General features: G+C 69.5%; 21 protein-coding genes and 1 riboswitch. Of the genes, 13 read left to right on the top strand and 8 right to left on the bottom strand.

The features are described from left to right. Window positions 1-7 precede the first annotated feature (7 nt). The 3 genes from OG303_RS25580 to OG303_RS25570 are packed head-to-tail and all read right to left on the bottom strand — an operon-like array spanning window position 8 to window position 2,800. Complete coding sequence (locus OG303_RS25580) at window positions 8-919, bottom strand: ABC transporter ATP-binding protein (RefSeq protein ID WP_405871177.1); 912 nt, start codon at window positions 917-919, stop codon at window positions 8-10. Further along, window positions 916-1,824 (bottom strand): ABC transporter permease, encoded by a 909-nt coding sequence (locus OG303_RS25575; protein WP_405871175.1) that lies wholly within the window; start codon window positions 1,822-1,824, stop codon window positions 916-918. The genes OG303_RS25580 and OG303_RS25575 overlap by 4 nt, the downstream gene beginning before the upstream one ends. Then, complete coding sequence (locus OG303_RS25570; protein WP_405877476.1) at window positions 1,814-2,800, bottom strand: ABC transporter ATP-binding protein; 987 nt, start codon at window positions 2,798-2,800, stop codon at window positions 1,814-1,816. The genes OG303_RS25575 and OG303_RS25570 overlap by 11 nt, the downstream gene beginning before the upstream one ends. A 236-nt stretch (window positions 2,801-3,036) precedes the next feature. Between OG303_RS25570 and OG303_RS25565 the strand changes: the two genes are divergently transcribed. The 8 genes from OG303_RS25565 to OG303_RS25530 all read left to right on the top strand — a co-directional run bounded on the left by OG303_RS25565 (window position 3,037) and on the right by OG303_RS25530 (window position 10,639). Beyond that, a complete protein-coding gene (locus tag OG303_RS25565) occupies window positions 3,037-3,882 on the top strand; it encodes a M24 family metallopeptidase (protein ID WP_405871174.1) in 846 nt (281 codons plus the stop codon). Then, on the top strand, window positions 3,879-5,639 hold the full coding sequence (locus OG303_RS25560) for an SDR family oxidoreductase (RefSeq protein ID WP_405871172.1): 1,761 nt from the start codon (window positions 3,879-3,881) through the stop codon (window positions 5,637-5,639). Before OG303_RS25565 ends, OG303_RS25560 begins: the two co-directional genes overlap by 4 nt. Beyond that, window positions 5,636-6,508, top strand: a complete 873-nt coding sequence (locus tag OG303_RS25555; protein ID WP_405871170.1) for a metal-dependent hydrolase — start codon at window positions 5,636-5,638, stop codon at window positions 6,506-6,508. Before OG303_RS25560 ends, OG303_RS25555 begins: the two co-directional genes overlap by 4 nt. Before the next feature lie 66 nt (window positions 6,509-6,574). Further along, window positions 6,575-7,507 carry a MerR family transcriptional regulator gene (locus OG303_RS25550; RefSeq protein ID WP_405871168.1) on the top strand — a complete coding sequence of 311 codons (933 nt, stop codon included), beginning with the start codon at window positions 6,575-6,577 and terminating at the stop codon, window positions 7,505-7,507. 122 nt (window positions 7,508-7,629) lie between these two features. Then, window positions 7,630-8,196 carry an RNA 2'-phosphotransferase gene (locus OG303_RS25545; protein WP_405871166.1) on the top strand — a complete coding sequence of 189 codons (567 nt, stop codon included), beginning with the start codon at window positions 7,630-7,632 and terminating at the stop codon, window positions 8,194-8,196. 19 nt (window positions 8,197-8,215) lie between these two features. Then, window positions 8,216-8,662, top strand: a complete 447-nt coding sequence (locus OG303_RS25540; RefSeq protein ID WP_405871165.1) for a hypothetical protein — start codon at window positions 8,216-8,218, stop codon at window positions 8,660-8,662. Between the two features lie 101 nt (window positions 8,663-8,763). Further along, window positions 8,764-9,675, top strand: coding sequence for an LLM class flavin-dependent oxidoreductase (locus OG303_RS25535; RefSeq protein WP_405871164.1), 912 nt, complete (start codon window positions 8,764-8,766; stop codon window positions 9,673-9,675). 76 nt (window positions 9,676-9,751) lie between these two features. Next, entirely contained in the window at window positions 9,752-10,639 is an 888-nt protein-coding gene (locus tag OG303_RS25530) for an HAD hydrolase family protein (protein ID WP_405871163.1), read from the top strand. A 43-nt stretch (window positions 10,640-10,682) separates the two neighbouring features. Here the strand turns inward: OG303_RS25530 and cydD are convergent, their stop codons facing one another. The 3 genes from cydD to OG303_RS25515 form a co-directional block, all read right to left on the bottom strand. Beyond that, window positions 10,683-14,198, bottom strand: coding sequence for a thiol reductant ABC exporter subunit CydD (cydD, locus tag OG303_RS25525; RefSeq protein ID WP_405871162.1), 3,516 nt, complete (start codon window positions 14,196-14,198; stop codon window positions 10,683-10,685). A 79-nt stretch (window positions 14,199-14,277) separates the two neighbouring features. Continuing rightward, window positions 14,278-15,282, bottom strand: coding sequence for a cytochrome d ubiquinol oxidase subunit II (gene cydB, locus OG303_RS25520; protein ID WP_405871161.1), 1,005 nt, complete (start codon window positions 15,280-15,282; stop codon window positions 14,278-14,280). A gap of 18 nt (window positions 15,283-15,300) precedes the next feature. After that, the gene (locus tag OG303_RS25515; RefSeq protein WP_405871159.1) at window positions 15,301-16,809 is read right to left on the bottom strand and encodes a cytochrome ubiquinol oxidase subunit I; all 1,509 of its coding nucleotides are present in this window, start codon (window positions 16,807-16,809) and stop codon (window positions 15,301-15,303) included. 212 nt (window positions 16,810-17,021) lie between these two features. On the opposite strand from OG303_RS25515, the gene OG303_RS25510 reads away from it, so the two are divergent. After that, window positions 17,022-17,396 carry a cyclophilin-like fold protein gene (locus tag OG303_RS25510; protein ID WP_405871158.1) on the top strand — a complete coding sequence of 125 codons (375 nt, stop codon included), beginning with the start codon at window positions 17,022-17,024 and terminating at the stop codon, window positions 17,394-17,396. Window positions 17,397-17,442: 46 nt separating this feature from the next. Here OG303_RS25510 and hisC read toward each other — a convergent pair whose 3' ends face one another. Continuing rightward, window positions 17,443-18,522: a histidinol-phosphate transaminase gene (gene hisC, locus OG303_RS25505; protein WP_405871156.1), complete on the bottom strand. Its 1,080-nt coding sequence runs from the start codon at window positions 18,520-18,522 to the stop codon at window positions 17,443-17,445. A 401-nt stretch (window positions 18,523-18,923) separates the two neighbouring features. Here hisC and OG303_RS25500 point away from each other — a divergent pair, with 401 nt between their 5' ends. The 3 genes from OG303_RS25500 (at window position 18,924) to OG303_RS25490 (ending at window position 22,381) form a co-directional block, all read left to right on the top strand. Then, window positions 18,924-20,036: a LacI family DNA-binding transcriptional regulator gene (locus OG303_RS25500; RefSeq protein ID WP_405871155.1), complete on the top strand. Its 1,113-nt coding sequence runs from the start codon at window positions 18,924-18,926 to the stop codon at window positions 20,034-20,036. Window positions 20,037-20,237: 201 nt separating this feature from the next. After that, window positions 20,238-21,320 (top strand): metallophosphoesterase, encoded by a 1,083-nt coding sequence (locus tag OG303_RS25495; protein WP_405871153.1) that lies wholly within the window; start codon window positions 20,238-20,240, stop codon window positions 21,318-21,320. Window positions 21,321-21,511: 191 nt separating this feature from the next. Next, the gene (locus tag OG303_RS25490; protein ID WP_405871152.1) at window positions 21,512-22,381 is read left to right on the top strand and encodes a hypothetical protein; all 870 of its coding nucleotides are present in this window, start codon (window positions 21,512-21,514) and stop codon (window positions 22,379-22,381) included. A gap of 159 nt (window positions 22,382-22,540) precedes the next feature. Here OG303_RS25490 and thiC read toward each other — a convergent pair whose 3' ends face one another. Next, window positions 22,541-24,343 carry a phosphomethylpyrimidine synthase ThiC gene (gene thiC / locus OG303_RS25485; protein ID WP_405871151.1) on the bottom strand — a complete coding sequence of 601 codons (1,803 nt, stop codon included), beginning with the start codon at window positions 24,341-24,343 and terminating at the stop codon, window positions 22,541-22,543. After that, window positions 24,336-24,525: riboswitch (TPP riboswitch) on the bottom strand. Its footprint overlaps the gene before it by 8 nt. A gap of 71 nt (window positions 24,526-24,596) precedes the next feature. Here thiC and OG303_RS25480 point away from each other — a divergent pair. Continuing rightward, the gene (locus OG303_RS25480) at window positions 24,597-26,087 is read left to right on the top strand and encodes a YibE/F family protein (RefSeq protein ID WP_405871149.1); all 1,491 of its coding nucleotides are present in this window, start codon (window positions 24,597-24,599) and stop codon (window positions 26,085-26,087) included. Window positions 26,088-26,118: the final 31 nt, after the last annotated feature.

The raw sequence follows: 26,118 nt of genomic DNA, 5'->3' as shown, positions 1-26,118 counted from the left end.
CGGCCTCCTACGCCGCGACGAGATACGAGAAGACGGACTCGAGCGACTCGTCGGACGGCGAGACCGTGAGCAGCCGGATGCCGTGGTCCCTGGCCACGCGCGGCAGCAGGGTGGTGAAACGGCCGAAGTCGACGGCCTGGATGCGCAACGCGCCCTCGGCGAGGTCGACTTCGATGCCGGACGTCGACGGGTCGGCGATCAGCGCGGCCGCGAGCGCGCGGTCGTCGCTGGAACGCACCAGGTAGCGGTGCGGCCGGTCCGTCATCAGGCGGCGGATCTTGCGGAAGTCGCCGCTGGCCGCGTGCCGTCCGGCCACAACGACCTCGATGTGCCAGGCGAGTTGCTCGACCTCTTCGAGGATGTGGGACGAGAACAGCACCGTGCGGCCCTCGTCTCCCATGCGCCGCAGCAGGTCCATGAGCTGCATGCGCTGGCGCGGGTCCATCCCGTTGAAGGGCTCGTCGAGCAGGAGCAGCGAGGGGTTGTGGACGAGGGCGCTGGCCATCTTCACGCGCTGGCGCATGCCCTTGGAGTACGTGGAGATCTTCCGGTCCTGCGCGTACTCCATCTCGACCGTGGCGAGCGCCTGCTGGGCCGCCTTGGCGCCCAGGCCGTGCAACTCGGCGTTGGCTACGACGAATTCGCGGCCGGTGAGGAAGTCGTACATCGCCTCGCGCTCGGGGACGATGCCGATGTGCTTGTAGATGTTCTCGTTGCGCCAGACCTGCTGGCCGTCGAGGGTGACGGTGCCGGTGGACGGGGCCAGGAAGCCCGCCATCATGTTGATGAGGGTGGACTTTCCGGCGCCGTTGGGACCGAGCAGGCCGGTGACGCCGGGGCCGATCGTCATGGTGATGTCGTTGACGGCGACCACGTTGCCGAACCAGCGGGAGACGTGGTCGATGTTGAGCGTGGTCACAGGCCCACCTTCCGGTAGCGGCGCATCAGGAGGCCGTAGCTGGCGGCGATGAGGCCCAGGACGACGAGGACGTAGACGACGCCCTCTCCGTTCGTGGGGCCGACCGCTCCGGGGAACGCCGAACTCGCACCGAGGAAGGCGGACTGGACTCCGTCGACGAGGGTGACGGGTGAGAACAGGCCGATCCACGGGATGGCGCTGGAGCTGTCCTGCGCGTCCGCGATGGCCTGGAGCGTCGAGACGGCGCCGTAGGAGATCGTCATCACGGCGATGACGGCCGCGATGCCGAAGCCGCGCCGCGGGGTCACCGAGGCGATGACCAGGCCGATGCCGGCGAAGAGCAGCGAGAGCAGTGCCACGGAGACGAGTCCCTGTGCGAATCCCTTGGTCTGGTCGGCGAAGTCGAGCTTGGCCAGCAGCGCGCCCACGTAGAGCACCAGCAGCGGGGCGGCGGTCAGGACGAACAACGCCGAGGCCAGCGCCGCGTACTTGGCGCGCACGTAGTCGGCGGTCTCGATGGGCCGCGAGAAGTACAGCGGCACCGTCTTGAAGCGCAGGTCGCGCGAGACCGACTGCGGTGCCTGCGAGGCGACGTACAGGCTGATGACGGCCTGCATGATGATCGCGTAGCGCGTGTAGTCGACGGGCAGGTCCTTGGCCTTCGTGGCGACCGCGACGGCCACCATGATGGCCGCGGGCACGCACATCACCACGAACAGCAGCATCGGCAGCACCTTGGACTTGACCGAGCGGCCGAGGCCGTATGCGCCGCGCAGGGACTGCGAGTAGAGGGAGCGGGTCGCGTAGGAGCGGCCGAGGCGGGGGCCGTCGTAGTTGCGGTAGCCGATGTTGTGGATGCGGGTCTGGTCACCCGAGGTCGCGGCTACGGGCTGCTCAACTGCCATGACCGACCGCCTCCTTCCGTACGTCCCGGTTCTCGATGTCCGCCTCCGCGTCAGCGTGGAAGACCTCCGAGATGTGGTGCCTGCGCTGCTCCATGCGCACCAGGCCGAGGCCCAGGTCGGCGACCAGGTCCCGGACGAGGTCGTAGGTGTCCTCGCCCTGTGCGGTGAGCAGCAGGATGTGTCCGGCGCCCGGCAGACCGTCGCTGCCGTCCAGGACCTCCACCCCGCGCGCGTGGAGCGCCTCGCGCACCGCGCGCGTGCCGTCCGGGTGCTCGTCGGTGTCGGTCACCTCGATCGCGAGGGTGGTCGTGGTCTGCGTGAAGTCCGTGGTGGAGCTGGAGCGCAGGAGCTTGCCGCCGTCGATGACGACGACGTGGTCGCAGGTGCGCTCCAGCTCGCCCAGCAGGTGCGAAGTGACCAGGACCGAGATGCCGAAGTCGGTGTGGATGCGGCGGATCAGGCCGAGCATGTCGTCGCGGCCGACCGGGTCGAGGCCGTTGGTCGGCTCGTCCAGGAAGACCAGCTGCGGGTCGTGGACCAGGGCCTGCGCGAGTTTGACGCGCTGCTTCATACCCGTCGAGTAGCCGCCGATGGGGCGATAGCGCTCCTCGTACAGACCGACATGGCGCAGCGTGTCCGCGGTGCGCTCGCGCGCGGCCGTGGGCGGCAGCCCGGACATGCGCGCCATGTGGACGACGAACTCGGTGGCCGAGACGTCGGGCGGCAGGCAGTCGTGCTCCGGCATGTACCCGACCCGCTCACGGATGTCGGCACCCTTGGTGGCGACGTCGAGGCCGAGCACTTCGGCGCGGCCCTCGGTGGCGGGGGACAGACCCAGCAGGATCTTGATCAGTGTGGACTTGCCGGCTCCGTTGGCACCGACGAGCCCGGTCACACCGGGTCCGACGTCCACGGAAAGCCGGTCAAGCGCGGTCACCCGGGGGAACCGCTTGCTCAGGCTTTCGGTCGCGATCACAGTCACGGCTTCGACGATAGTGACGTGGACCACGCCGGTCGTCAGACCGCAGAGCTGTCTTGGTCTCAGACTCGAGATGTACGGGTCCGTAGGGGATCCCCCTACCTGAGAGCTACGCAGGGTTATCCACAGCCCGGACCCCGCCTATTGACGCAGCCTCTAACAACTGTCACATTCGCCAGTGTCAAGTTACGGACGCGTACCGCAGTCAGCGTGGACGAGGGTGGGGCGGTGGCATGACGACGGCAGTGGCAGGTGAACTCTCCGTGCGGCTGCGGGGGTTCAGGCAGGTGCAACGCCTCGCCTACGACTGCGCGGAGGCGGTCGCCGCGCAGTTGCAGCCGGGTGTGACCGAGCGCGAGGCGGCCCGGATGCAGCGCGAGTGGCTGCGCGCGCGGGGCGTGCGGGACTGGTTCCACCTGCCCTTCGCCTGGTTCGGGGACCGCACCGCGTTCGTGAACTTCCGTATCCCGCTCCAGTTCTTCCCGACGGACCGGCGGCTCGAGCCCGGAATGCCGTTCATCCTGGACATGGCTCCTGTGTACGACGGCTACACGGCCGACATCGGGTACTCGGGCTCCCTCGGGATCAACCCCGTGCAGGACAAGCTCATGGCCGACCTCGAGGCGCACCACGAGCTGATCCTGCGCGAGGTGCGCGAGCGGCGCCCGCTGCGCGCGATCTACGAGGACGTGGACCGTCTCATGGTCCGCCAGGGCTATGCCAACCGGCACCGCGCCTACCCGTTCGGGGTGATCGCGCACAAGGTCGACCAGGTCAAGCAGCGCCGCTGGTCACCGCATCTGTTCGGATTCGGCACACAGTCCCTGAAGGGCCTCGCTTCCGACGCACTGCACGGCCACCGCGACGGCTGGTCCCCGCTGTGGTCGCCGTACCGCTTCTCCGACCACCCGCCGCAGCCGGGCCTGTGGGCGGTCGAACCCCACCTGGGCTTCCGGGGCACGGGCGCGAAGTTCGAGGAGATCCTGGTCGTCACCGACTCCGAGGACCCCGCCGAGAGCGCCTTCTGGCTGGACGACGATCTGCCGCACGTGCGGCGCTGGGCGGAGGACGCGAAGTGACGGTGCTGCAGGGGGCACGGGAGCGCCGGGTGCGGACCGGCGGCGTCGAGCTGTGCGTGGCCGAACTGGGGGACTCCGGGCACCCGACGGTGGTCCTGGTGCACGGCTACCCGGACAGCAAGGAGGTGTGGTCCGAGGTCGCGACCCGACTGGCCGAGCGCTTCCATGTCGTGCTCTACGACGTCCGGGGCCACGGCCGGTCCACGGCACCGCGGCCGCTGCGCGGGGGCTTCACCCTGGAGAAACTGACGGACGACTTCCTGGCGGTGATCGACGCGGTCAGCCCCGGCCGGCCGGTGCACGTGGTCGGGCACGACTGGGGCTCCGTGCAGTCCTGGGAGTTCGTCACCGTCAAGCGCACCGAAGGACGCATCGCCTCCTTCACCTCGATGTCGGGGCCGTCCCTCGACCACTTCGGCCACTGGATCAACGGACGCCTGAAGCGGCCCACCCCGCGCCGGGTCGGCCAACTCCTCGGCCAGGGCGCCAAGTCCTGGTACGTGTACCTGCTGCACACGCCCGTGCTGCCCGAACTGGCCTGGCGCGGCCCCCTCGGCAAGCGCTGGCCAGGCATCCTGCAGCGCTTCGAGAAGGTCCCCGGCGGCGACTACCCGACCTCCTCGCTGCCCACGGACGCGGCGCACGGCGCCTGGCTGTACCGGGACAACGTGCGGGCCAGACTGCGCAGGCCCCGCCCGGACGCGTACGCACACGCGCCCGTGCAGCTCATCACGCCCCTGGGCGACGCGTTCCTGTCGGAGAAGCTCTACGACGAACTGGAGCTGTGGGTTCCGCAGTTGACCCGCCGCACCCTCCCGGCCAAGCACTGGATCCCGCGCACGCGCCCCGACCAACTGTCGGCCTGGATCACCGAGTTCGTGACATCCGTCGAGGGCGGGAGGCTCGAAGTCGTGACACCCACCGGCAAGTACGCCGACCGCTTCGGCGGGCAGCTCGTCCTGGTCACCGGCGCGGGCAGCGGCATCGGGCGGGCCACCGCGTTCGCCTTCGCGGAGGCCGGCGCGCGTGTGGTGGCCGTCGACCGGGACGCCGAGGCCGCCGCCCGCACCGCCGAGCTGTCCCGCCTGCTCGGTGCCCCCGAGGCCTGGGCGGAGACGGCCGACGTCTCCGACGAACAGGCCATGGAGAAGCTCGCCGAGAAGGTCGCCACCGAGTACGGCGTGGTGGACGTCCTGGTGAACAACGCCGGGATCGGCCTGTCCGGCTCCTTCTTCGACACCAGCCCGGAGGACTGGAAGAAGGTCCTCGACGTCAACCTGTGGGGCGTGATCCACGGCTGCCGGCTCTTCGGCCGGCAGATGGCGCAGCGCGGACAGGGCGGCCACATCGTCAACACCGCGTCGGCGGCGGCGTACCAGCCCTCCAAGGCACTGCCCGCCTACAGCACCTCCAAGGCGGCCGTCCTGATGCTCAGCGAGTGCCTGCGCGCGGAGCTGGCGGGGCAGGGGATCGGCGTGAGCGCGATCTGCCCCGGCTTCGTCAACACCAACATCACCTCGACCGCGCGCTTCGCCGGGGTCGACGCCGACGAGGAGAAGCGGCGCCAGAAGCGGTCGGCCCGCCTGTACGGCCTCAGAAACTACCCGCCGGAGAAGGTGGCCGACGCGATCCTGCGCGCGGTCGTGCGCAACGAGGCGGTCGTGCCGGTCACCCCGGAGGCCCGGGGCGCCCACCTCATGTCCCGGTTCACCCCGCGCGCGCTGCGGGCGATCGCACGGCTGGAGCCACCGCTGTGAGCGTGCGGATCGCCCCACGCCGCGTGTCCTTCGACTGGTCGCGCACCCCCTTGCACTGGATCCCCGGCGAGCCCACCGCCACCCACGTCATCAATGTGCTGCACCTGCTGCTGCCGGCGGGGGAGCGGTGGTTCGTGGAGGTCTTCAAGGAGGGCCTGCCGCTGGTCAAAGACCCCGAACTGCTCACCGAGGTCAAGGGGTTCATGGGCCAGGAGGCCACGCACAGCGTGCAGCACGCGCACGTGCTGGACCACCTGGCGGCGCAGAGGCTCGACACCGCGCAGTTCACCAAGCACGTCGACTTCCTCTTCGAGCGGCTCCTCGGCGAACGCCCGCCGCTCGGCGCGCCCGTGCCCGAACGGGAGTGGCTGCGCTTCCGGCTGGCGGTCGTGGCGGCGATCGAGCAGTTCACGGCGGTGCTCGGCGACTGGGTCCTGGCCGCCGACGGCCTGGACGCGGCCGGCGCCGACGAGGTCATGCTCGACCTGCTGCGCTGGCACGGCGCCGAGGAGGTCGAACACCGCGCGGTCGCCTACGACATGTTCCGGCACTGCGGCGGCACCGGCAGAGCCCGCTACGCCCGCCGCATCGCCGGCATGACGGTCACCGCACCGGTGATGCTGTACATGTGGGTGTGGGGGACGGCGTACCTGATGCGCCACGACCCGCAGCTCGCCGGCCGGCTGCGCTATTCGCTCGCCGAGCACAACAGGGCCGTCCGCAAAGGCCTGTTGCCCACCTGGCGGCAGCTCGGCACGGCCATACCCCGCTACCTCCGACGCTCGTACCACCCGTCGCGGGAAGGGTCGTTGAACAGGGCGGTGGAGTATCTGAGCCGGTCACCGGCAGCGAAGAGGGCTGTCGCGTAGTACGGGCCCCGCCGTGGGCAGCCACTCAGAACCGTCACCACCGCCACCGTACGGAGGCAACCGAGCGTGGACAGCGCGTACCGGATCGAGGACCTTGCGCACGTCAGCGGCGCCACGGTCCGCACCATCCGCGCCTACCAGGACCGCGGCCTGCTCCCCCGCCCCGAGCGCCGCGGCCGCGCCAACCTCTACTCGGACGCGCATCTCGCCCGCCTGCGCCAGATCGCCGACCTCCTGGACCGCGGCTACACCCTGGCCTCCATCAAGGAGCTCCTGGAGGCGTGGGACGCGGGACGCGGCCTGGGCGGGGTGCTCGGGCTGGTTGCCGAGGTCGACGGTCCGTGGACCGACGAGGAGGCGGTACGGATCTCGCGTGCCGAGTTGGACGAGCGCTTCGGCGGCTCCCCCGACGACGCGGCGGTCGCCGACGCCGTCGAACTCGGAGTGCTGGAGCCGGTCCCCGGCGACGAGGACTCCTTCCTGGTGCCGAGCCCCCAAGAGCTGGCTGTGGCCGTCGAGTTGTACGCCGCGGGCGTCCCGCTGTCCGCGATCTCCGGCCATCTGCGGGAGTTGAGGGGCCAGGTCGAGCACATCGCGGCCCGTTTCCTGGAGTTCACCACCGAGCACGTCTTCGCCCGCTACCTCGACGGACCGCACCGCCCGAGCGACGCGGACGCGACCGAAGCCGCCTCACTGGTACGGCGACTGCGGCCCCTCGCCCAGCAGACGGTGGACGCCGAACTCGCGCGGGCGATGAGGTTGTTGGCGGTGCGGCAACTGCGGCAGCAGCTCGGCACCGGGGAACCCTCACCGACCCGCCCGATGTCACGCTCCGTGTCGTTGCCCGAGGAGACAATGCGGGCGGTGGAGGGGCTGGTTGGTCCGGAGCAGGCGGCGGCCTTCATCGTGCTGGCGGCTGAACGGGAGGTGCGGGCAAGGGCGTTGGACGCGCTCACGTCAAAGGGGGCGCCCCCAGTCGATCTTGACGAACGGGGCTGACATGTCGGGGAGTTGTCCACAGAACTGCCAAGTAGCCTGTGGATAACTACAGTTGGTTGTGGACCAAACCTCCGCGCAAAATTAATCTGCGTGATCCACGTCTCTCCCGTCATGCTGAGCGGATGAACGAAAGAAGCACCGCAGACGAAAGACGCACCATCAAGGTGTCGAAGTACCTCTCGAAGCATCTGCGCCACCAGCCGGAGCGGATCGGACTCGTCCTCGACGAAGCGGGCTGGGTCGAGATCGACGTGCTGATCGCCGCGGCCGCCGCACACGGGTTCCGCTTCACCCGCGAAGAGCTGGACCACGTGGTCGCGGAGAACGACAAGAAGCGCTTCGCCGTCGAGGGCACCCGCATCCGCGCCAGCCAGGGCCACAGCGTCGAGATCGACCTCGGGCTCGCCCCGGCGACCCCGCCGCCGTACCTCTACCACGGGACCGTGACCCGCAACCTGGACGCGATCCGCGCCGAGGGACTGCGCCCCATGAACCGGCACGATGTGCACCTCTCGCCCGACCGCGAGACGGCGACCCGCGTCGGCGCCCGCCGCGGCAGGCCCGTCGTGCTCTCCGTGGACACGGCCGCCATGCACCGCGAGGGCCACGTCTTCCACGTCAGCGAGAACGGCGTGTGGCTCACCAAGGCCGTACCGCCCGAGTACCTGCGGTTTCCCGAGCCGCACTGACCCCGGCATGATCAGAGGTATGGACCACCTCCCCACCACCGAGGCCGCCGTCACCGCCCTGCGCACCATCGCCGCCGAGTACGCGCGCGAGATCGAGGTCAGCCACGACATCGGCGCCGACCAGACCTCCCGGCGCAGCGCCGCGGGCGTCGGCGTCACCATCGACCCGGACGGCTCCCTGCCCCACGAGGCCTACGTCGAGTTCGGCGGCCTGCCACGGTTGAGCGTCCGGCTCTACCCCGACGACGACGCCCTGATCACCGTCGAGGGCATCGACTGCCCGGACATCGCGCGCGACGACGTGCCCGCCTTCGTCCGCTCCGTCTTCGACGACCGCGCCTTCGTCAAGGCACGTCGCTTCCCGCCCGGCCGCTTCCTGATCGTGCCGCTGCCCGGAGACCGCACGCACCGCGAGTACATGCCGACACTGAGCCTCACCCCGTGGCTGAACGGCCGCGTGCGGTGACATGACTCAGCGAACGCGCGACGACCTGACACAACGGACGCGGGCCGCGACCGTCGGTGACTGTTTCACGTGAAACCCGTTCGGCCGCATACGCTCGATGCATGAGTCTGCGTCTGAGCACCGTGATCCTCCCGCACCGCCGCTGGCACGAGGGCGGCCGTTCGGCATGGCAGCGTGCGGAGCAGCTCGGCTTCCACACCGCGTACACCTACGACCACCTCTCCTGGCGCACCTTCCGGGACGGCCCGTGGTTCGGCGCCGTGCCGACCCTGACCGCGGCGGCCGCCGTCACCGAGCAAGTGCGTCTTGGCACGCTGGTGACCTCGCCGAACTTCCGGCACCCGGTGCCCTACGCCAAGGAGCTGCTGTCCCTCGACGACATCTCCGGAGGCAGGTTCACCCTCGGTGTGGGCGCGGGCGGCAACGGCTTCGACGCCACGGTGCTGGGGCAGGAGCCGTGGACCCCGCGAGAGCGCGCCGACCGGTTCGCCGAGTTCGTCCAGCTCCTCGACCGGCTGCTGACCGAAGGCGGCAAGGAGGGGGTGTCGTACGAGGGCGACTTCTACTCGGCGCACGAGGCGCGCAACGTACCCGGCTGCGTGCAGCGCCCCCGGCTGCCCTTCGCGGTGGCCGCGACCGGCCCGCGCGGACTGCGCCTCGCCGCGCGGTACGGGCAGGCCTGGGTGACCACCGGCGACCCCCGGCTGTACGAGAACGGCACTCCTGAACAGTCGGTTCAAGCCATTTACGGCCAGGCCGAGAAGCTGGCCGACGCCTGCGCCGAGATCGGCCGGGACGTGGCCGGGCTCGACAAGATCCTGCTCACCGGCTTCACCCCGGACCGCGGCCGGCCGCTGGAGTCGCTCGGCGCGTTCGTGGACTTCGCGGGCCGGCACCAGGAACTGGGCTTCACCGAGATCGTGATCCACTGGCCCATCCCCGACTCCGACTTCGCCGCCGACGAGAAGGTCTTCGAGCAGATCGCCATGGAAGCCACGGCGCAGCTCGGCTGAGCGGACGGAGTGTGATGGTGCTGGTGAGGACGGTAACCACTCACATGCGCGGACTCCCGCACGGCCGTGCAGGCATATGCGGGAGAATGGCCCGGTGACCTCAGCGACTCGACAGCCCGAGACCCCGGCCGCCGCCGTTCCGCCGCGGCTCATAGCCACCGATCTCGACGGCACCCTTCTGCGGGACGACAAGTCGGTCTCCCCGCGCACGGTCGCCGCCCTCGCCGCCGCCGAGGAGGCGGGCATCGAGGTCTTCTTCGTCACCGGCCGCCCGGCCCGCTGGATGGACGTCGTCAGCGACCACGTCCACGGCCATGGCCTGGCGATCTGCGGCAACGGCGCGGCCGTGGTCGACCTGCACGGCGGCGCCGGCGCCCACCGGTTCGTGAAGGTGCGGGAGCTGGCCCGGGACAACGCGCTGGACGCCGTACGACTGCTGCGCGACGCGGCGCCGGGCACGGTGTACGCGGTGGAGCAGACGTACGGCTTCTACCAGGAGCCCGACTACCCGAAGCTGCACATGGAGATCCCGGACAACCTCGCGCCGGCCGAGGACCTGCTGGCGCCGGACGGCCCCGGTGCCGCGGAGCCGGTGCTGAAGATCCTCGCCTATCACCCCACACTCGACCCGGACGGTTTCCTCACCACCGCCCGGCTCGCCATCGGTGAGCGCGCCAACGTCACCCGCTCCAGCCCCAGCGCCCTGCTGGAGATCAGCGGCCCCGGCGTCTCCAAGGCGAGCACGCTGGCCCTGTGCTGCGCCGAGCGCGGCATCTCCCACGAGGAGGTCGTCGCCTTCGGGGACATGCCGAACGACGTCGAGATGCTCACCTGGGCGGGCCAGTCGTACGCGATGGGCAACGCCCACCCGGACGTCATCGCCGCGGCGTCGGGCCGCACGGTCGCCAACAACGACGACGGCGTGGCGGTCGTGATCGAACGGATGCTGGCGCAGCGGCCGTAGCTCAACCGGCCCCACGCCTGGTGCCGTCGGCCCTGTGCTGCGGCTACCGCGCCCCCACCAGCAGCTCCGCCTGCGCCTCCCGCTCCACCATCCCCCGCAACGGCCCCGGTACAGCGGCCAGTTCGGCGTACGTCCCCCGCTGCACCACACGCCCCTCGTCCAGTACGACGACCTCGTCGACCGCCTCCAGACCGGCCAGCCGGTGCGTGATGAGCAGCGTCGTACGGCCCTCGGTGGCGGCCAGCAGGTCGGCGGTGAGGGCGTCGGCCGTCGGCAGGTCGAGGTGTTCGGCGGGCTCGTCGAGCACCAGCACCGGGAAGTCGGCGAGCAGCGCGCGGGCCAGCGCCAGCCGCTGCCGCTGCCCGCCCGACAGCCGGGCCCCGTGCTCGCCGACGAGCGTGTCGAGCCCGTCGGGCAGGCTGTCCGCCCAGTCCAGCAGCCGGGCCCGGGCGAGCGCGTCGCGCAGGTCGTCCTCGGTGACGTCCTTCCTGGCGAGGAGCAGGTTCTCGCGCACCGAACTGTCGAAGAGGTGCGCGTCCTGGGCGCACAGCCCGACGAGCCGTCGTACGTCGTCGCCGTCGAGCGCGTACGCGTCCACGCCGGCCAGCGTGTACGAACCCGCGTCCACGTCCAGGAAGCGCAGCAGCACCTGCGCCAGCGTCGTCTTGCCAGAGCCCGAAAGCCCGACCACGGCGATCCGACGGCCCTGGTCGAGGGTCAGGTCGAGGCCATCGAGCGCATCCCGGTCCTGCCCCTCGTGCCGGGCGGTCAGGCCCTTGAGGGCCACCGGGAAGGGGGAGGCGGGCGCCTGCCGGGGCCGCTCCGGCTCCCGTACCGGCTCGGGTGCGTCCAGCACCTCGTACACGCGCTCCGCGCTCCTGCGCACGCGCTGCCGGTACTGCACGGCGAGCGGCAGCCCGAGGACGGCCTCGAAGGCGGCCAGCGGGGTGAGGACGACGACGGCCATCGCCACTCCGCCCAGCCGCCCGGCGGCGACCGCCTGGGCGCCCACGAGGGCGGTGGCGGCGACCGTCAGACCGGAGAGCAGGGCGGTGAGTCCGTCACCGAGCGCGGTGGCGGTGGCGGCCCGCGAGGCAATCCGGGTGAGCGTGCCGTCGGCGCGGCGTGCCTCGGCGGTACGAGCGGGCAGGGCGCCGGCGACGGTCAACTCCGCGGTGCCGGTGAGCAGATCGGTCACGCGGGTCGCGAGCACCCCTCGGGCAGGGGACAGCCTGCGTTCGGCTCGGCGCGCCACGGCACCGGTGACCAGCGGGACCCCGACTCCGGCCGCCAGCAGCCCGACGGCCAGCGCGACGCCTGCCTCGGGCAGCAGCCAGGCCGTGAAGCCGACGGCCGCGGCGGACACGATCGCCGCGGAACCGGCGGGCAGCAACCAGCGCAGCCAGTAGTCCTGCAGGGCGTCCACGTCGGCGACGAGCCGGGAGAGCAGGTCGCCCCGGCGGGTGCGGCGCAGCCCGGCGGGCGCCAGCCGCTCCAGCCGCCGGTAGACGGCCACCCTCGTGTCGGCCAGCATCCGCAGGACCGCGTCGTGCGACACGAGCCGCTCGGCATACCGGAAGACGGCCCGCCCGATGCCGAAGGCGCGCGTCGCCGTGACGGCCACCATCAGATACAGCACGGGCGGCTGCTGCGAGGCCCGCGAGATGAGCCACCCGGAGGTGGCCATCAGCCCGACGGCACTGCCAAGCGCGAGGCTCCCGAGCAGCAGAGCGAGGGCGAGACGACTGCGCCGGGGGCCGGACATGGCACGGACGCGGGCGAGGACACCGCGGGCGCCCGTCGTGAGGTCGGTCGTCCCGGTCTCGTCCTGAGCGGGGGCGCCCGCCTCGATCGGGCGTGCCTCGGACGTCGTCGCCCCGGCCTCCACCGAAGCGCGGAATGCGGGTGCCTCCGTCCCCATCGCCGGGTCGGCCATCTCCAGCCGTACCACCCGGTCCGCGACCTCCAGCAGCGCCGGCCGGTGCACCACCAGCAAGACCGTCCGCCCCACCGCCAGTCGCCGTACCGCCTTCACGACCTCGGCCTCGGTGGCCCCGTCCAGGGCGGCCGTCGGCTCGTCGAGCAGCAGTACCGGACGGTCCGCGAGGAAAGCGCGGGCCAGCGCGAGCCGTTGCCGCTGCCCGGCGGACAGCCCGGCACCGTCCTCGCCGAGCACGGTCTCCGCGCCCTGGGGCAGCCCGTCCACGAACTCCAGCGCCCCCGCATCGCCCAACGCCCCGCGTACGGCGGTGTCGTCGGCGTCGGGCCGTGCCAGGCGTACGTTCTCGGTGATCGTCCCGGCGAACAGGTGCGGCCGCTGGGGCACCCAGGCGACCCTCGACCGCCACTGCTCGAGATCGACGTCGGCGAGATCGGTTCCGCCGACCCGCACCCGCCCCTCGGTCGGGCGCACAAACCCCAACAGGGCATTCAGCAGCGTCGACTTGCCCGCTCCGCTCGGCCCGACGAGCGCGACCGTCTCCCCGGGCTCGACGGCGAAGGACACGTCCGAGACGGCGTCCTCGGACCGCCCGGGGTACTGAACGGTCACCCCCTGGAAGACGACGCCGCCCGTCGGCACGGCCCCCGTACCCGACGCCGGCACCGGCGTCTCCAGGACGGCGAAAATCTCCTCGGCTGCCGCGAGACCCTCAGCCGCCGCGTGGTACTGCGCCCCGACCTGACGCAGCGGCAGGTACGCCTCGGGGGCGAGGACGAGGACGACCAGGCCGATGTACAGGTCCATCTCTCCGTGCACGAGCCGCATGCCGATCGTCACGGCGACCAGCGCGACCGAAAGCGTGGCGAGCAACTCCAGCGCGAAGGACGAGATGAAGGCGATCCGCAGCGTCCGCATGGTCGCCTGCCGGTACTCGCCGGTGATGCGCTTGATCGACTCGGCCTGCGCCTTGGCCCGCCCGAACACCTTCAGGGTCGGCAGTCCCGCGACGACGTCCAGGAAGTGCCCGGACAGCCGGGACAGCAACTGCCACTGACGGTCCATCCGGGACTGCGTGGCCCAGCCGATCAGGACCATGAAGACCGGGATGAGCGGCAGGGTTCCCACGATGATCGCCGCCGAGACCCAGTCCTCGGTGACGATCCGGGCCAGCACCGCCACCGGCACGACCACCGCGAGCCCCAACTGCGGCAGATAGCGCGAGAAGTAGTCGTCGAGGGCGTCGACCCCGCGTGTGGCGAGCGCGACGAGTGACCCGGTCCGCTGCCCGCTCAGCCATCCCGGCCCCAGCGCGACGGAACGCTCCAGCAGCCGGCCCCGTAGCTCCGACTTCACCGCGGCACTCGCCCGGTGAGCGGCGAGTTCGGTGAGCCAGGAGACCAGGGCGCGACCACAGGCGACGATCGCCAACAGCACCAGGGGAGTGCGGAGTTCGGCGACCGACAGCCCGTGCTGGAAGGCGCCCACCACCACCTCGGCGATGAGCATCGCCTGGGCGATGAGCAGCCCCGCACCGACGGCGCCCAGGCCGACGACGACCACCAGGAAGAGGCGGGTGGCCCGGGCGTACCGGAGCAGTCGCGGATCGATTGGTTTCACGTGAAACACGCCCTTCGGTCCAGGGAGGGTGTTTCACGTGAAACATCGCGAGTCATCGTGAATCACCCTCCCCTCGGACTCAGTGCGCGGCTTCGGCGATGTGCTGCGTACCGATCCGCTTGCGGAACACCCAGTAGGTCCACCCCTGGTACAGCAGGACGATCGGTGTGGCGATCGCCGCGCACCAGGTCATGATCCTCAAGGTGTACGGGCTCGACGAGGCGTTGGTGACGGTGAGGTTCCAGTCCCCGTTGAGCGATGACGGCATGACGTTCGGGAAGAGCGACAGGAAGAGCATCGCCACGGCGGCCACGATCGTGACCCCGGACAGTGCGAACGACCAGCCCTCGCGCCCGGCCTGATTCGCCACCAGGGCGGCGACCAGGGCGGCCACGGCCACGACGAGCGCCACCAGGCTCTTGCCGTCACCGCTGTCGACCTGTGTCCACACCAGGAAGATCAGCGCCACCACGGCGGTGACGAGACCAACCACGGAGGCCAGCTTCCGCGCCCGCTCCCGGATGTCCCCGACCGTCTTGAGCGCCGTGAACACCGCCCCGTGGAACGTGAACAGCGTCAGCGTCACCAGACCGCCGAGCAGCGCGTACGGATTGAGCAGGTCCCAGAAGGTGCCGACGTAGTTGAAGTTCTTGTCGATCTTCACGCCCCGCACGATGTTGCCGAAGGCGACGCCCCACAGGAACGCCGGAATCAGCGAGGTCCAGAAGATCGCGGTCTCCCAGTTGCGCTGCCAGCTCTCCTCGGGCCGCTTCGCCCGGTACTCGAAGGCGACACCCCGCACGATCAGGCAGACCAGGATGATCAGCAGCGCCAGATAGAAGCCGGAGAAGAGCGTGGCGTACCACTCGGGGAAGGCCGCGAAGGTCGCGCCTCCCGCGGTGAGCAGCCACACCTCGTTGCCGTCCCAGACGGGGCCGATCGTGTTGATCAGAACCCGCTTCTCGAGCCGGTTCCGGGCGAGCAGCTTGGTGAGGATGCCGACCCCGAAGTCGAAGCCCTCCAGGAAGAAGTAGCCCGTCCACAGGACGGCGATCAGGACGAACCAGACGTCGTGAAGTTCCATGACTCGATCTCCCTCGGCCTAGTACGAGAAGGCCATCGGCTTGTCGGCGTCACGGGTGTCGCCGCCGATCTTCGTGGGCGGATTGAGGTCGGCCTCGGTGAGCTCGGGCGGGCCCGCCTTGACGTACTTCACCAGCAGCTTGACCTCGATGACGGCGAGGATGGCGTAGAGCGTGGTGAAGACGATCATCGAGGTGAGGACCTCGGCCTGGGAGACATTGGGGGAGACCGCGTGCCGGGTCTGCAGGACGCCGTAGACGACCCACGGCTGGCGGCCCATCTCGGTGAAGATCCATCCCCAGGAGTTGGCGATCAGCGGGAAGCCCAGGGTCCAGATCGCCACCAGCCAGTACAGCCTGCTGAGCTTGGGGTTGAGGGCCTTGTTCCTGAAGAGGACCAGATGCGGCACCTCGTCGTCGCCGACCCTCAGATGCTGCGGCAGCAAGAACTTCTTGCGGGTCAGCCAGAGTCCGACCAGACCGATGGCGAAGGACGCCATACCGAAGCCGATCATCCAGCGGAACGCCCAGAAGGTGACGGGGATGATGGGCCGGTAGTCGCCGGGACCGTACTTCGCCTGCTCGGCCTTGTTGGTGTCGTTGATACCGGGGACGTACGAGTTGAAGTTGTCGTCGGCGAGGAACGACAGTATCCCCGGGATCGACAGCTCGACCGAGTTGTGGCCCTTGCTCACGTCGCCGTACGCGAAGACCGAGAACGGCGCGGAGTCCTGACCGTCCCACAGCGCCTCGGCGGCCGCCATCTTCATCGGCTGCTGCTTGAACATGACCTTGCCGAGGGTGTCACCGCTGATCGCGGTGAGCATGCCGGCGATGACCACGGTGACCAGCCCCAGCCGCAGCGAGGTCTTCATCACGGTGATGTGCTTCTTGCGGAACAGGTGGAAGGCCGCGATGCCGACCATGAACGCGCCACCGGTAAGGAAGGACGCGGAGAGCGTGTGGAACGCCTGCGTCAGCGCGGTGTTCTGCGTCAACACGTGCCAGAAGTCGGTGAGTTCGGCACGCCCCTTCGCCTTGTTGATCCGGTAGCCGACGGGGTGCTGCATCCACGAGTTGGCCGCGAGGATGAAGTACGCCGACAGGATCGTGCCGATCGAGACCATCCAGATGCACGCCAGGTGGATCTTCTTGGGCAGCTTGTCCCAACCGAAGATCCACAGGCCGATGAACGTCGACTCGAAGAAGAACGCGATCAACGCCTCGAAGGCGAGCGGGGCACCGAAGATGTCACCGACGAAGCGCGAGTAGTCGGACCAGTTCATGCCGAACTGGAACTCCTGCACGATGCCGGTGACCACGCCCATGGCGATGTTGATCAGGAAGAGCTTGCCCCAGAACTTGGTCGCTCTGAGGTACTTCTCCTTCTCCGTGCGCACCCAGGCGGTCTGCAGGCCGGCCGTGAGGGCGGCGAGCGAGATCGTCAGGGGGACGAAGAGGAAGTGGTAGACGGTGGTAATGCCGAACTGCCAGCGCGCCAATGTCTCCGGCGCCAGAGCCAATTCCACGTCGTCAGTCTCCTTACGTCGCCGTGGTACAGCGGCAGTTTGCCCCTTTTGTCACACACATCATTGGAGCAACCGGGACACGCTTGTGAACGCGTTCACATTCACAAGCCCAGTATGCCGCACCGATTTTCGACCGACGCACGGGGGTCCCCGTCTTCTCCGTCACGTCAACCCCTTGGCAGCAACTTCAACAGCTTGTTGAATTACACGCCATGCAGATACGGATCTCGTGGCCCGCCGGCCACCTCACCGCGACCCTCGACGACACCCCGACCGCTCAGGCCCTCGGCAAGGCCCTGCCGCTCGCCTCCACCGCCTGCACCTGGGGCGAGGAGGTCTACTTCGACACGGGTGTCTCTGTTCCACGTGAAACAACCGCCCAACAGGTCGTGGACCCGGGCACGGTGGCTTTCTGGACCGATGGCGACGCCCTCGCACTCCCCTACGGCCCCACACCGATCTCGCGAGGCGCCGAGTGCCGCCTCGCGAGCCCCTGCAACCTCCTGGGCCGCTTCGACGGCGACCCCCGGCTCCTCGCCACGGTCCGGGACGGCGACCCTGTGCGCGTGGAACCCGTGGACGAATAGAGCCTCTTGAGACCACTTAGGACCGGCAGAGGCTCTTGAAGAGCCTTCAGAGCTCCTTGCGGAACCCTTCCGCCACCTTCAGGAAGATATCGTTCGCCTCGGTCTCCCCGATCGTCACCCGCACACCCTCGCCCGGGAACGGCCGGACCACCACGCCGTGCTGCTCGCACGCCGCCGCGAACGCCACCGTGCTCTCCCCCAGCCGCAGCCACACGAAGTTGGCCTGGGTCTCGGGCACCGTCCAGCCCTGGGCGCGCAGCCCGTCGACGACGCGGTTGCGCTCGCAGACCAGCGAGCCGACCCGGCCCAGCAGTTCGTCCTCGGCCTTGAGCGACGCGATGGCCGCCTCCTGCGCGAGCTGGCTCACGCCGAACGGCACCGCCGTCTTGCGCAGCGCCGCCGCCACCGGCTCATGGGCGATCGCGAAGCCGACGCGCAGGCCCGCGAGACCGTAGGCCTTGGAGAACGTGCGCAGCACGCAGACATTCGACCGCTCGCGGTACAGCTCCACGCCGTCCGGCACCTCGGCGTCGCGGATGAACTCGCGGTACGCCTCGTCCAGCACCACCAGCACATCGCTCGGCACCCGGTCGAGGAACCGTTCCAGCTCGGCCCGCCGTACGACCGTGCCGGTCGGGTTGTTGGGGTTGCAGACGAAGACGAGGCGCGTCCGGTCGGTGATCGCGTCCGCCATCGCGTCCAAGTCGTGCACATCGCCCGGGGTCAAGGACACCTTCACCGAGGTCGCACCGCTGATCTGCGTGATGATCGGGTACGCCTCGAAGGACCGCCAGGCGTAGATGACCTCGTCGCCGGGACCGCTGGTGGCCTGGATCAACTGCTGGGCCACGCCCACCGAACCGGTCCCGGTGGCCAGATGAGTGAGCGGGACGCCGAAGCGGTCGGACAGCTCGTTCATCAGTCCCGTGCAGGCCATGTCCGGGTAGCGGTTGAAGGACGAGACCGCGGCCGTCACCGTCTCCATCACGCCGGGCAGCGGCGGATAGGGGTTCTCGTTGGAGGACAGCTTGTAGGCCACCGGACCGCCGGCCGCGGCAGGCTTGCCCGGCTTGTAGGTGGGGATACCCTCCAGCTCGGCGCGCAGCTTGGGGCTCGTCTCGCTCACCGCAGTCCTCCTCATGACCACCACCGGCTTCCAATACTGCTCACCTTATGAGGATTCGACGCCGCTGCGTACAGCTGGGTACCGACCTCGTCCGTCACATCCGCATCAGGGGCATCACCACCCGTAGGCAGACGAAACGGGGGGGCGCGATCACATATATCTATGCGCCGGTGGCTCGCGCCCTGGCGCGCATCACCCGTGCAGGTGAGTTGAGACCTCTTCGAAACATCGGGGACTTGGCAGGCCCATGCGCGCCGACAAGTCACGTAGTGCCATTGCATCGTTCAACTGACTTTGTTTCAAAGGTAGTTGACGGTAAATGACCTTGCAGAAACGTGCCTGTCAACGCGTGCATATGCGTCCGCCCTACCCCACCGCATGAGCCCTACTATCGGCTCGCCATGACAGCAGCAGGGAAGCACCAGGTGAGCCGCGCGGAAACCTCACGTCGAGGCAGTCGGCCGGGCAGGGCGGGCATCAGAGACGTGGCCGCCGCCGCCGGAGTCTCCATCACGACCGTCTCCGACGCCCTCAACGGGAAGGGCCGGCTCCCGGACGCCACCCGACGCCATGTCCGTGAGGTCGCCGACCGGCTGGGCTATCGCCCGTCGGCAGCGGCCCGAACCCTCCGTACCGGCAAGTCGGGCCTCATCGGCCTGACCGTGACGACGTACGGGGATGAACCTTTCACCTTCACCGAGTTCGCGTACTTCGCCGAGATGGCGCGCGCCGCCACCTCCGCCGCGCTCGCCCGCGGTTACGCCCTTGTCATCCTGCCCGCGACCTCGCGCCACGACGTGTGGTCGAACGTCGCGCTGGACGGCACGGTCGTCATCGACCCCTCAGACCAGGACCCGGTCGTCAGCGAACTGGTCCGGCAGGGACTGCCGGTCGTCTCCGACGGCCGCCCGGCCGGCTCGCTCCCGGTCACCGCGTGGGTCGACAACGACCACGAGGCCGCCGTACTCGGCATCCTCGACCATCTGGCCGACGCCGGCGCCCGCCGCATCGGCCTGCTGACGGGGACGACGACCGACACGTACACCCACCTGTCGACCACGGCGTACCTGCGCTGGTGCGAACGCGTCGGCCAGGACCCGGTGTACGAGTCCTATCCCGCGCACGACCCGTGCGCGGGCGCCGTCGCCGCCGACCGGCTGCTGGCCCGGCCCGACCGACCCGACGCCGTCTACGGCCTGTTCGACCCGAACGGCACCGACCTGCTCGCCGCAGCCCGCCGATACGGCCTGCGCGTACCGGACGACCTGCTTCTGGTCTGCTGCAGCGAATCCACCGTGTACGCCAACACCGAGCCGCCGATCACCACACTGTCGCTGAAGCCGCGTCGCATCGGCACGGCTGTGGTGCAGCTCCTCATCGACGCGATCGAGGGGGTCGAATCGGACCAACCGGTCGAGCAGGTGATACCGACGGAGCTGATCGTGCGCACCTCGTCACAGCGACGTCCGCCGCGCACGACGGTCAGCGCGCCGCGGTCGCCCGAGGAGAAGTAGAACAGCGGCCGTCAGCATGCGGGCGAAGCCCTGCCCAATCGGGGCGAAAGCCGCGGTGAACTGGACTCTTACTCCGATTCACCACCCCTGGGTCATCACATGGCGCGATCGGCATTCCTATGATGGGCCCACGACACCGCGGGCCGCTGCGACCAGGCAGTCCGACGCGGTGCAGATGCGGCGCGATGGTGGAGGGGTCTGATGACTCAGGGGGCCGGTCAGGGACCCGAGGTGGAGCGGACAGCGACGTTGCGCGACTTCCGGGTACCGGCATATGTCCACGAGACCGGTCCGTACGGCCACAGCACGCACCCCGGCGACGTCGCCAGACCCGTCGAGGAGCCGGCCGACCACTCGGAGGGGTACACGCCGACGCGGCGCGACCTGCCGGTCATCAACCGCGGTGACACGCTTCAGGTGACCATCGACCCCACGTCCCTCGCGGACCCGCAGGAGACGGACGGCGCGGGCCCGCTGTACGTCGTCGGTGATGTGCACGGCTATCTGGACGAGTTGATGGCCGCCCTCCAGGAGCAGGGCCTCGTCGACGCCGCGGGGAACTGGTGCGCGGGCACCTCCCGGCTGTGGTTCCTCGGTGACTTCACCGACCGTGGCCCGGACGGCATCGGCGTCATCGACCTCGTGATGCGCCTGTCCGCGGAGGCGGCCGCCTCCGGTGGCTACTGCAAGGCGCTCATGGGCAACCACGAGCTGCTGCTGCTGGGCGCCAAGCGGTTCGGCGACACCCCCGTCAACTCCGGTGCGGGCACTGCCACCTTCCAGGCGGCCTGGCTGCTCAACGGCGGCCAGAAGACCGACATGGACCGCCTCCAGGACCACCACCTCCAGTGGATGGCGCGCCTCGACGCCGTCGAGGCGGTCGACGGCTTTCTGCTGGTCCACTCCGACACCACCGCCTACCTCGACTACGGCGACTCGATCGAGGCGGTCAACGACACCGTCCGCGAAACGCTCACGCGCAACGACGCCGACGAGTGCTGGGATCTTTTCCGCAAGTTCACCAAGCGGTTCTCCTTCCGCGACGAGGGCGGTGCAGACGCCGTACGCTCCCTGCTGGATACGTACGGCGGCACGCGGATTGTTCACGGTCACAGCCCTATTCCGTACCTGCTGGGCGAGGTCGGCTCCGAGGAGGGCGAGGACAGCGCGGGGCCCGTGGTCGAAGGACCGCACGTCTACGCAGAAGGCCTGGCCATCGCGATGGACGGCGGAGTGACCATGGCCGGAAAGCTGCTGGTCCAGCAACTTCCCCTGGATATCTGAACGTTCACAGGGCAGGCGCCCCCACGGAGGAATCGCGATAAACGGCGCAGGCCAGGGCCCAATTTATGGAAACCCCCTGTCACCGTGTGCCGTCACCGCTCTACCATCGGCTTATCCGTAGCAGGCTCCCCTCCGTTTCTGCCCGACGGCTCGTTGGCATGCGAGCCCCAAGCCCTACGGAGCATCGGGGGATGCACATGAACAGCGTTCCGCAGCACCTGCTGAGCGAGGACCGCCAGGAGTACGAGCGGGTCCTCGATGAGGCGCTGCGCTCCGCCCCAAACCGCCCGGAACTGGCCGCTGTCGGACAGCGGCTCAATCCCGAACAGCTGCGCACCATGGCGCTGAACGCCACCGCGATCATCACGGTGGCCGCGGCGGCCGAGTACCAGCACTACGTGAAGGTTCGCGAGGAACTGCGCCAGCCGGCGTCGTCCACCCCACCGTCCACCCGCGAATCCGGCTCAGCGGAGCCGGGCGTGGGCGCGTTGGGGCTCGCCACCACCCTCGGCGAGGCCGCCGAGCCGGCCGGCGCGGGCGCCGTCGCCGTCGTCGCGGTCCTCGCCCCTGTCCTCGCCGGAACCGCCGCGATGATCTTCCTGCTGGTGGGCTACATCCTCAAGATGCTCAACCCCGAACCGGCGTTCGCCCAGACCATGCTGACCGCCGGATGGGTGTTCGGCGCCATGACCGCGGCCGCGATCCTCGTGGCCGGTGTCGGGCTGCTGCTGACCGCCCTGCGCAACAGGCCCTCGCTCGAGAGCGGACCGTACGCCGAACTGAGCAGGGAAGTGGCCCAGGCCCGGGAAGACTGGCGCGAAGCACTCCTGGAGCGCGGCGTCATGCCGTTCCTTCGAGAGGCACTCGCCGACCCAGGCACCGCCGCGGCACTGCACAGCACGACACCGTCGACGCCGACCAGCCGCATGCCACATCTCGGCTACGGCCGCCCGGGCTTCAGCAGCCCGGGAGACGGTCCGGCCCCCGGCTCACGCCCGAGCTTCAGCAGCCCGGACTACACCAGCCCGGACTTCGGAGGCCCGGACCACCAGCCGGAGTGACCGTCGGCTTGCGCCCTCCGCATCAGAAGGGCCCGCCAAGGTCCGCCGGGGGAGCGCAAGCCGAACACCGACCCGCCCGGACGGCTCCGCCCTACGGCAACGCACGCCGAAGAGCGGGACCGTCTTCTACGTCGAGAGAGCCACTCGCACCGGCGTGGGTCAATCCGCGATCGGCAGATACACCCTGTTGCCGGCCGCCGCGAACTCCTTCGACTTCTCGGCCATGCCCTCCTCGATCTCCGCCCTGCTTCCGCCGTGCTCACGGCGGATGTCGTGGGAGATCTTCATCGAGCAGAACTTCGGACCGCACATCGAGCAGAAGTGGGCGGTCTTGGCCGGCTCCGCCGGGAGGGTCTCGTCGTGGAACTCCCGTGCCGTGTCCGGGTCCAGGGCGAGGTTGAACTGGTCCTCCCACCGGAACTCGAAGCGGGCGTCGGACAGGGCGTCGTCCCAGTCCTGCGCACCGGGATGCCCCTTGGCGAGGTCGGCTGCGTGGGCGGCGATCTTGTAGGTGATGACGCCGGTCTTGACGTCGTCTCGGTTGGGCAGGCCCAGGTGTTCCTTGGGCGTGACGTAGCAGAGCATGGCCGTGCCCCACCAGGCGATCATCGCGGCACCGATGCCGGAGGTGATGTGGTCGTACGCCGGCGCGACGTCCGTCGTCAGCGGGCCGAGCGTATAGAACGGAGCTTCATCGCAGATCTCCTGCTGAAGGTCGATGTTCTCCTTGATCTTGTGCATCGGGACGTGTCCCGGGCCCTCGATCATGGTCTGTACGTTGAAACGCTTCGCGATCCGGTTGAGTTCCCCGAGCGTGCGCAACTCCGCGAACTGGGCCTCGTCGTTGGCGTCCGCGATCGAGCCCGGCCGCAGACCGTCGCCCAGCGAGTAGGTGACGTCGTAGGCCGCGAGGATCTCGCAGAGTTCCTCGAAGTTCTCGTACAGGAACGACTCCTTGTGGTGCGCGAGGCACCACGCGGCCATGATCGAGCCGCCGCGCGAGACGATGCCGGTCTTGCGGTTCGCGGTGAGCGGGACGTACGGCAGGCGGACGCCCGCATGGACCGTCATGTAGTCCACGCCCTGCTCGGCCTGTTCGATGACGGTGTCCTTGTAGATCTCCCAGGTCAGCTCCTCGGCGCGGCCGTCCACCTTCTCCAGAGCCTGATAGAGCGGCACCGTGCCGATGGGAACGGGGGAGTTGCGCAGCACCCATTCACGCGTGGTGTGGATGTTGCGACCGGTGGACAGGTCCATGACCGTGTCGGCGCCCCAGCGGGTCGCCCAGGTCATCTTCTCGACCTCCTCCTCGATGGAGGACGTCACCGCGGAGTTGCCGATGTTGGCGTTGACCTTCACCAGGAACCGCTTGCCGATGATCATCGGCTCGATCTCGGGGTGGTTGACGTTGGCCGGCAGTACCGCGCGGCCCGCCGCAATCTCCTCGCGAACGACCTCGGGCGACACGTTCTCCCGGATGGCCACGTACTCCATCTCCGGTGTGATCTCCCCGCGGCGGGCGTACGCGAGCTGTGTGACCGCCTTGCCGTCACGGCTGCGACGCGGCAGACGCGGCCGCCCCGGGAAGACCGCGTCGAGGTTGCGCAGACCGCCTCGCGGAGAGGTGTGCTTGATCCCGTCGTCCTCGGGACGGGCGGGACGGCCCGCGTACTCCTCGGTGTCGCCGCGGGCGATGATCCAGTTCTCGCGCAGCGGGGCGAGGCCCCGGCGGACGTCGGTGTCGGTGAGCGGATCGGTGTACGGGCCCGAGGTGTCGTACAGCGTGACCGACTGCCCGTTGGTGAGGTGCACCTGGCGGACCGGCACCCGCAGATCGGGGCGCGAGCCCTCGACGTACGCCTTGTGCCAGCCGATGGACTTCCCGGCCTCCTGCGACGTTTCGCCCCGAAGGGGCGGTTCGTCCTGGCTGGAGGCAGGCGTGCGTGCGTCCTTGTTGGTCATGAGACCTACTCCCTACGCCGGCATTACCCGGTAACAGGTTCGGCGGTCGACGCAGCGATTTCCGTCTGTCGACGTTTCGTGTGGAACATCACTCGACTTCGGTGATGTTCCACGTGAAACATCGCTGGGACGGAGGTCAGCGCCCTCTCAGCCCGGTGCTCCGAGCTCCCGCGTGTGCAAAGGTGCCTCCACGCTAGCGTCAATTCGGGCGCGCTGAACAGAGGGCCCCTGTCGTTCTTGCGATGATCGGGCGGTGACCACGACACATCAGCCCCCGTACCCACCCCCGGAGCCGCCCTACGGGCACGGCTCCGGAAACGGCAACGGCCCTGGGCCCCGTGCCGGGCACAACCATGCGCCGGGGGCCGACGGCGGACATGATCACGGGCCTGGAGCCGGTGGCGGACATGGGCACGACCCCGGTTCCGGTGGCGGGCACGGTCACTCGCACAGCCACGGTCCGGCAGCCCCTGTCTCCAAGCACCTGCGCAAGGTCATCGCGGCGATCCTCATCCCATTCACCGCGGCCGTGGTGGTCGGGCTCGTGGTGCTGTGGCCCGGTGGTGCCCCGCCGCACCAGCGCACCGGCGTGGGATTCGACCGGCAGACCCAGCAGGCGACGGTCACCAAGGTCGTGAGCGTGAGCTGCAAGTCGGTGAACGCCTCGGGCGAGACCCCGACGGGCGACACCTCCACATCCGAGGGCTCCTCCGCCGAGCAGCAGGCGAAGGGCACCTGCAAGAAGGCGACGATCCGCGTCGACACGGGCAAGGACAAGGGCCGTACGTTCACGGAGATCGTGCAGCCGGACCAGTCGCGGCAGTTGCACGAGGGTGAGAAGGTCGTGGCCGCCTACGAGCCCTCGGCGCCCAAGGACCTGCAGTACTCGGTCGCCGATGTGAACCGCAGGTTGCCGATGGCGCTGCTGGCCGGCATCTTCGCGCTCGCCGTCGTGGTGGTGGGCCGGCTGCGCGGCCTCATGGCGCTGGTCGCTCTGGCCGTCAGTTTCATGGTGCTGACCTTCTTCATCCTGCCCGCGATCCTGCAGGGCTCGAACCCGCTGCTCGTGGCGGTGATCGGGTCGAGTGCCATCATGCTGATCGCCCTCTACATGTGCCACGGCCTGTCGGCCCGTACGTCCGTGGCGGTGCTGGGCACACTGCTGTCGCTCGTGCTGATCGGGCTGCTCGGCTCCGAGTTCATCGGCTGGGCCGCACTGACCGGCAACACGGACGACAACACCGGCCTGATCCACGGCCTGTACCCGTCGATCGACATGAGCGGTCTGCTGCTCGCGGGCGTCATCATCGGTTCGCTCGGTGTCCTCGACGACGTGACGGTCACCCAGACGTCGGCGGTCTGGGAGCTGCACGAGGCCAATCCGTCGATGGGCTGGCGGGGGCTGTACCGGGCGGGCATCCGCATCGGCCGCGACCACATCGCGTCCGTCGTCAACACGCTCGTCCTCGCCTACGCGGGCGCCGCGCTGCCCTTGCTGTTGCTCTTCTCCATCGCGCAGAGCGGTGTGGGGACGGTCGCCAACAGCGAGCTGGTGGCGGAGGAGATCGTGCGCACGCTGGTGGGCTCGATCGGCCTGGTCGCCTCGGTACCGGTCACGACGCTGCTCGCGGCGCTGGTGGTCGCGGCCGACCGTCCGGGACCGGAACCGGCGATGGCGACAGCGACGGTGGGCGCAGCACCTGCTCCGGCGCGCACGGGCCGGGGGCGCCGCCGCAAGCGTTGAGGCGAGCGGCTCCTCCGGCACGAGCGAACAG

Source organism: Streptomyces sp. NBC_00005, assembly GCF_045160215.1.
Lineage (GTDB): Bacteria > Actinomycetota > Actinomycetes > Streptomycetales > Streptomycetaceae > Streptomyces.
Note: the sequence above shows the minus strand (reverse complement) of the source record. Positions and strands in the feature narration are given on the sequence as shown.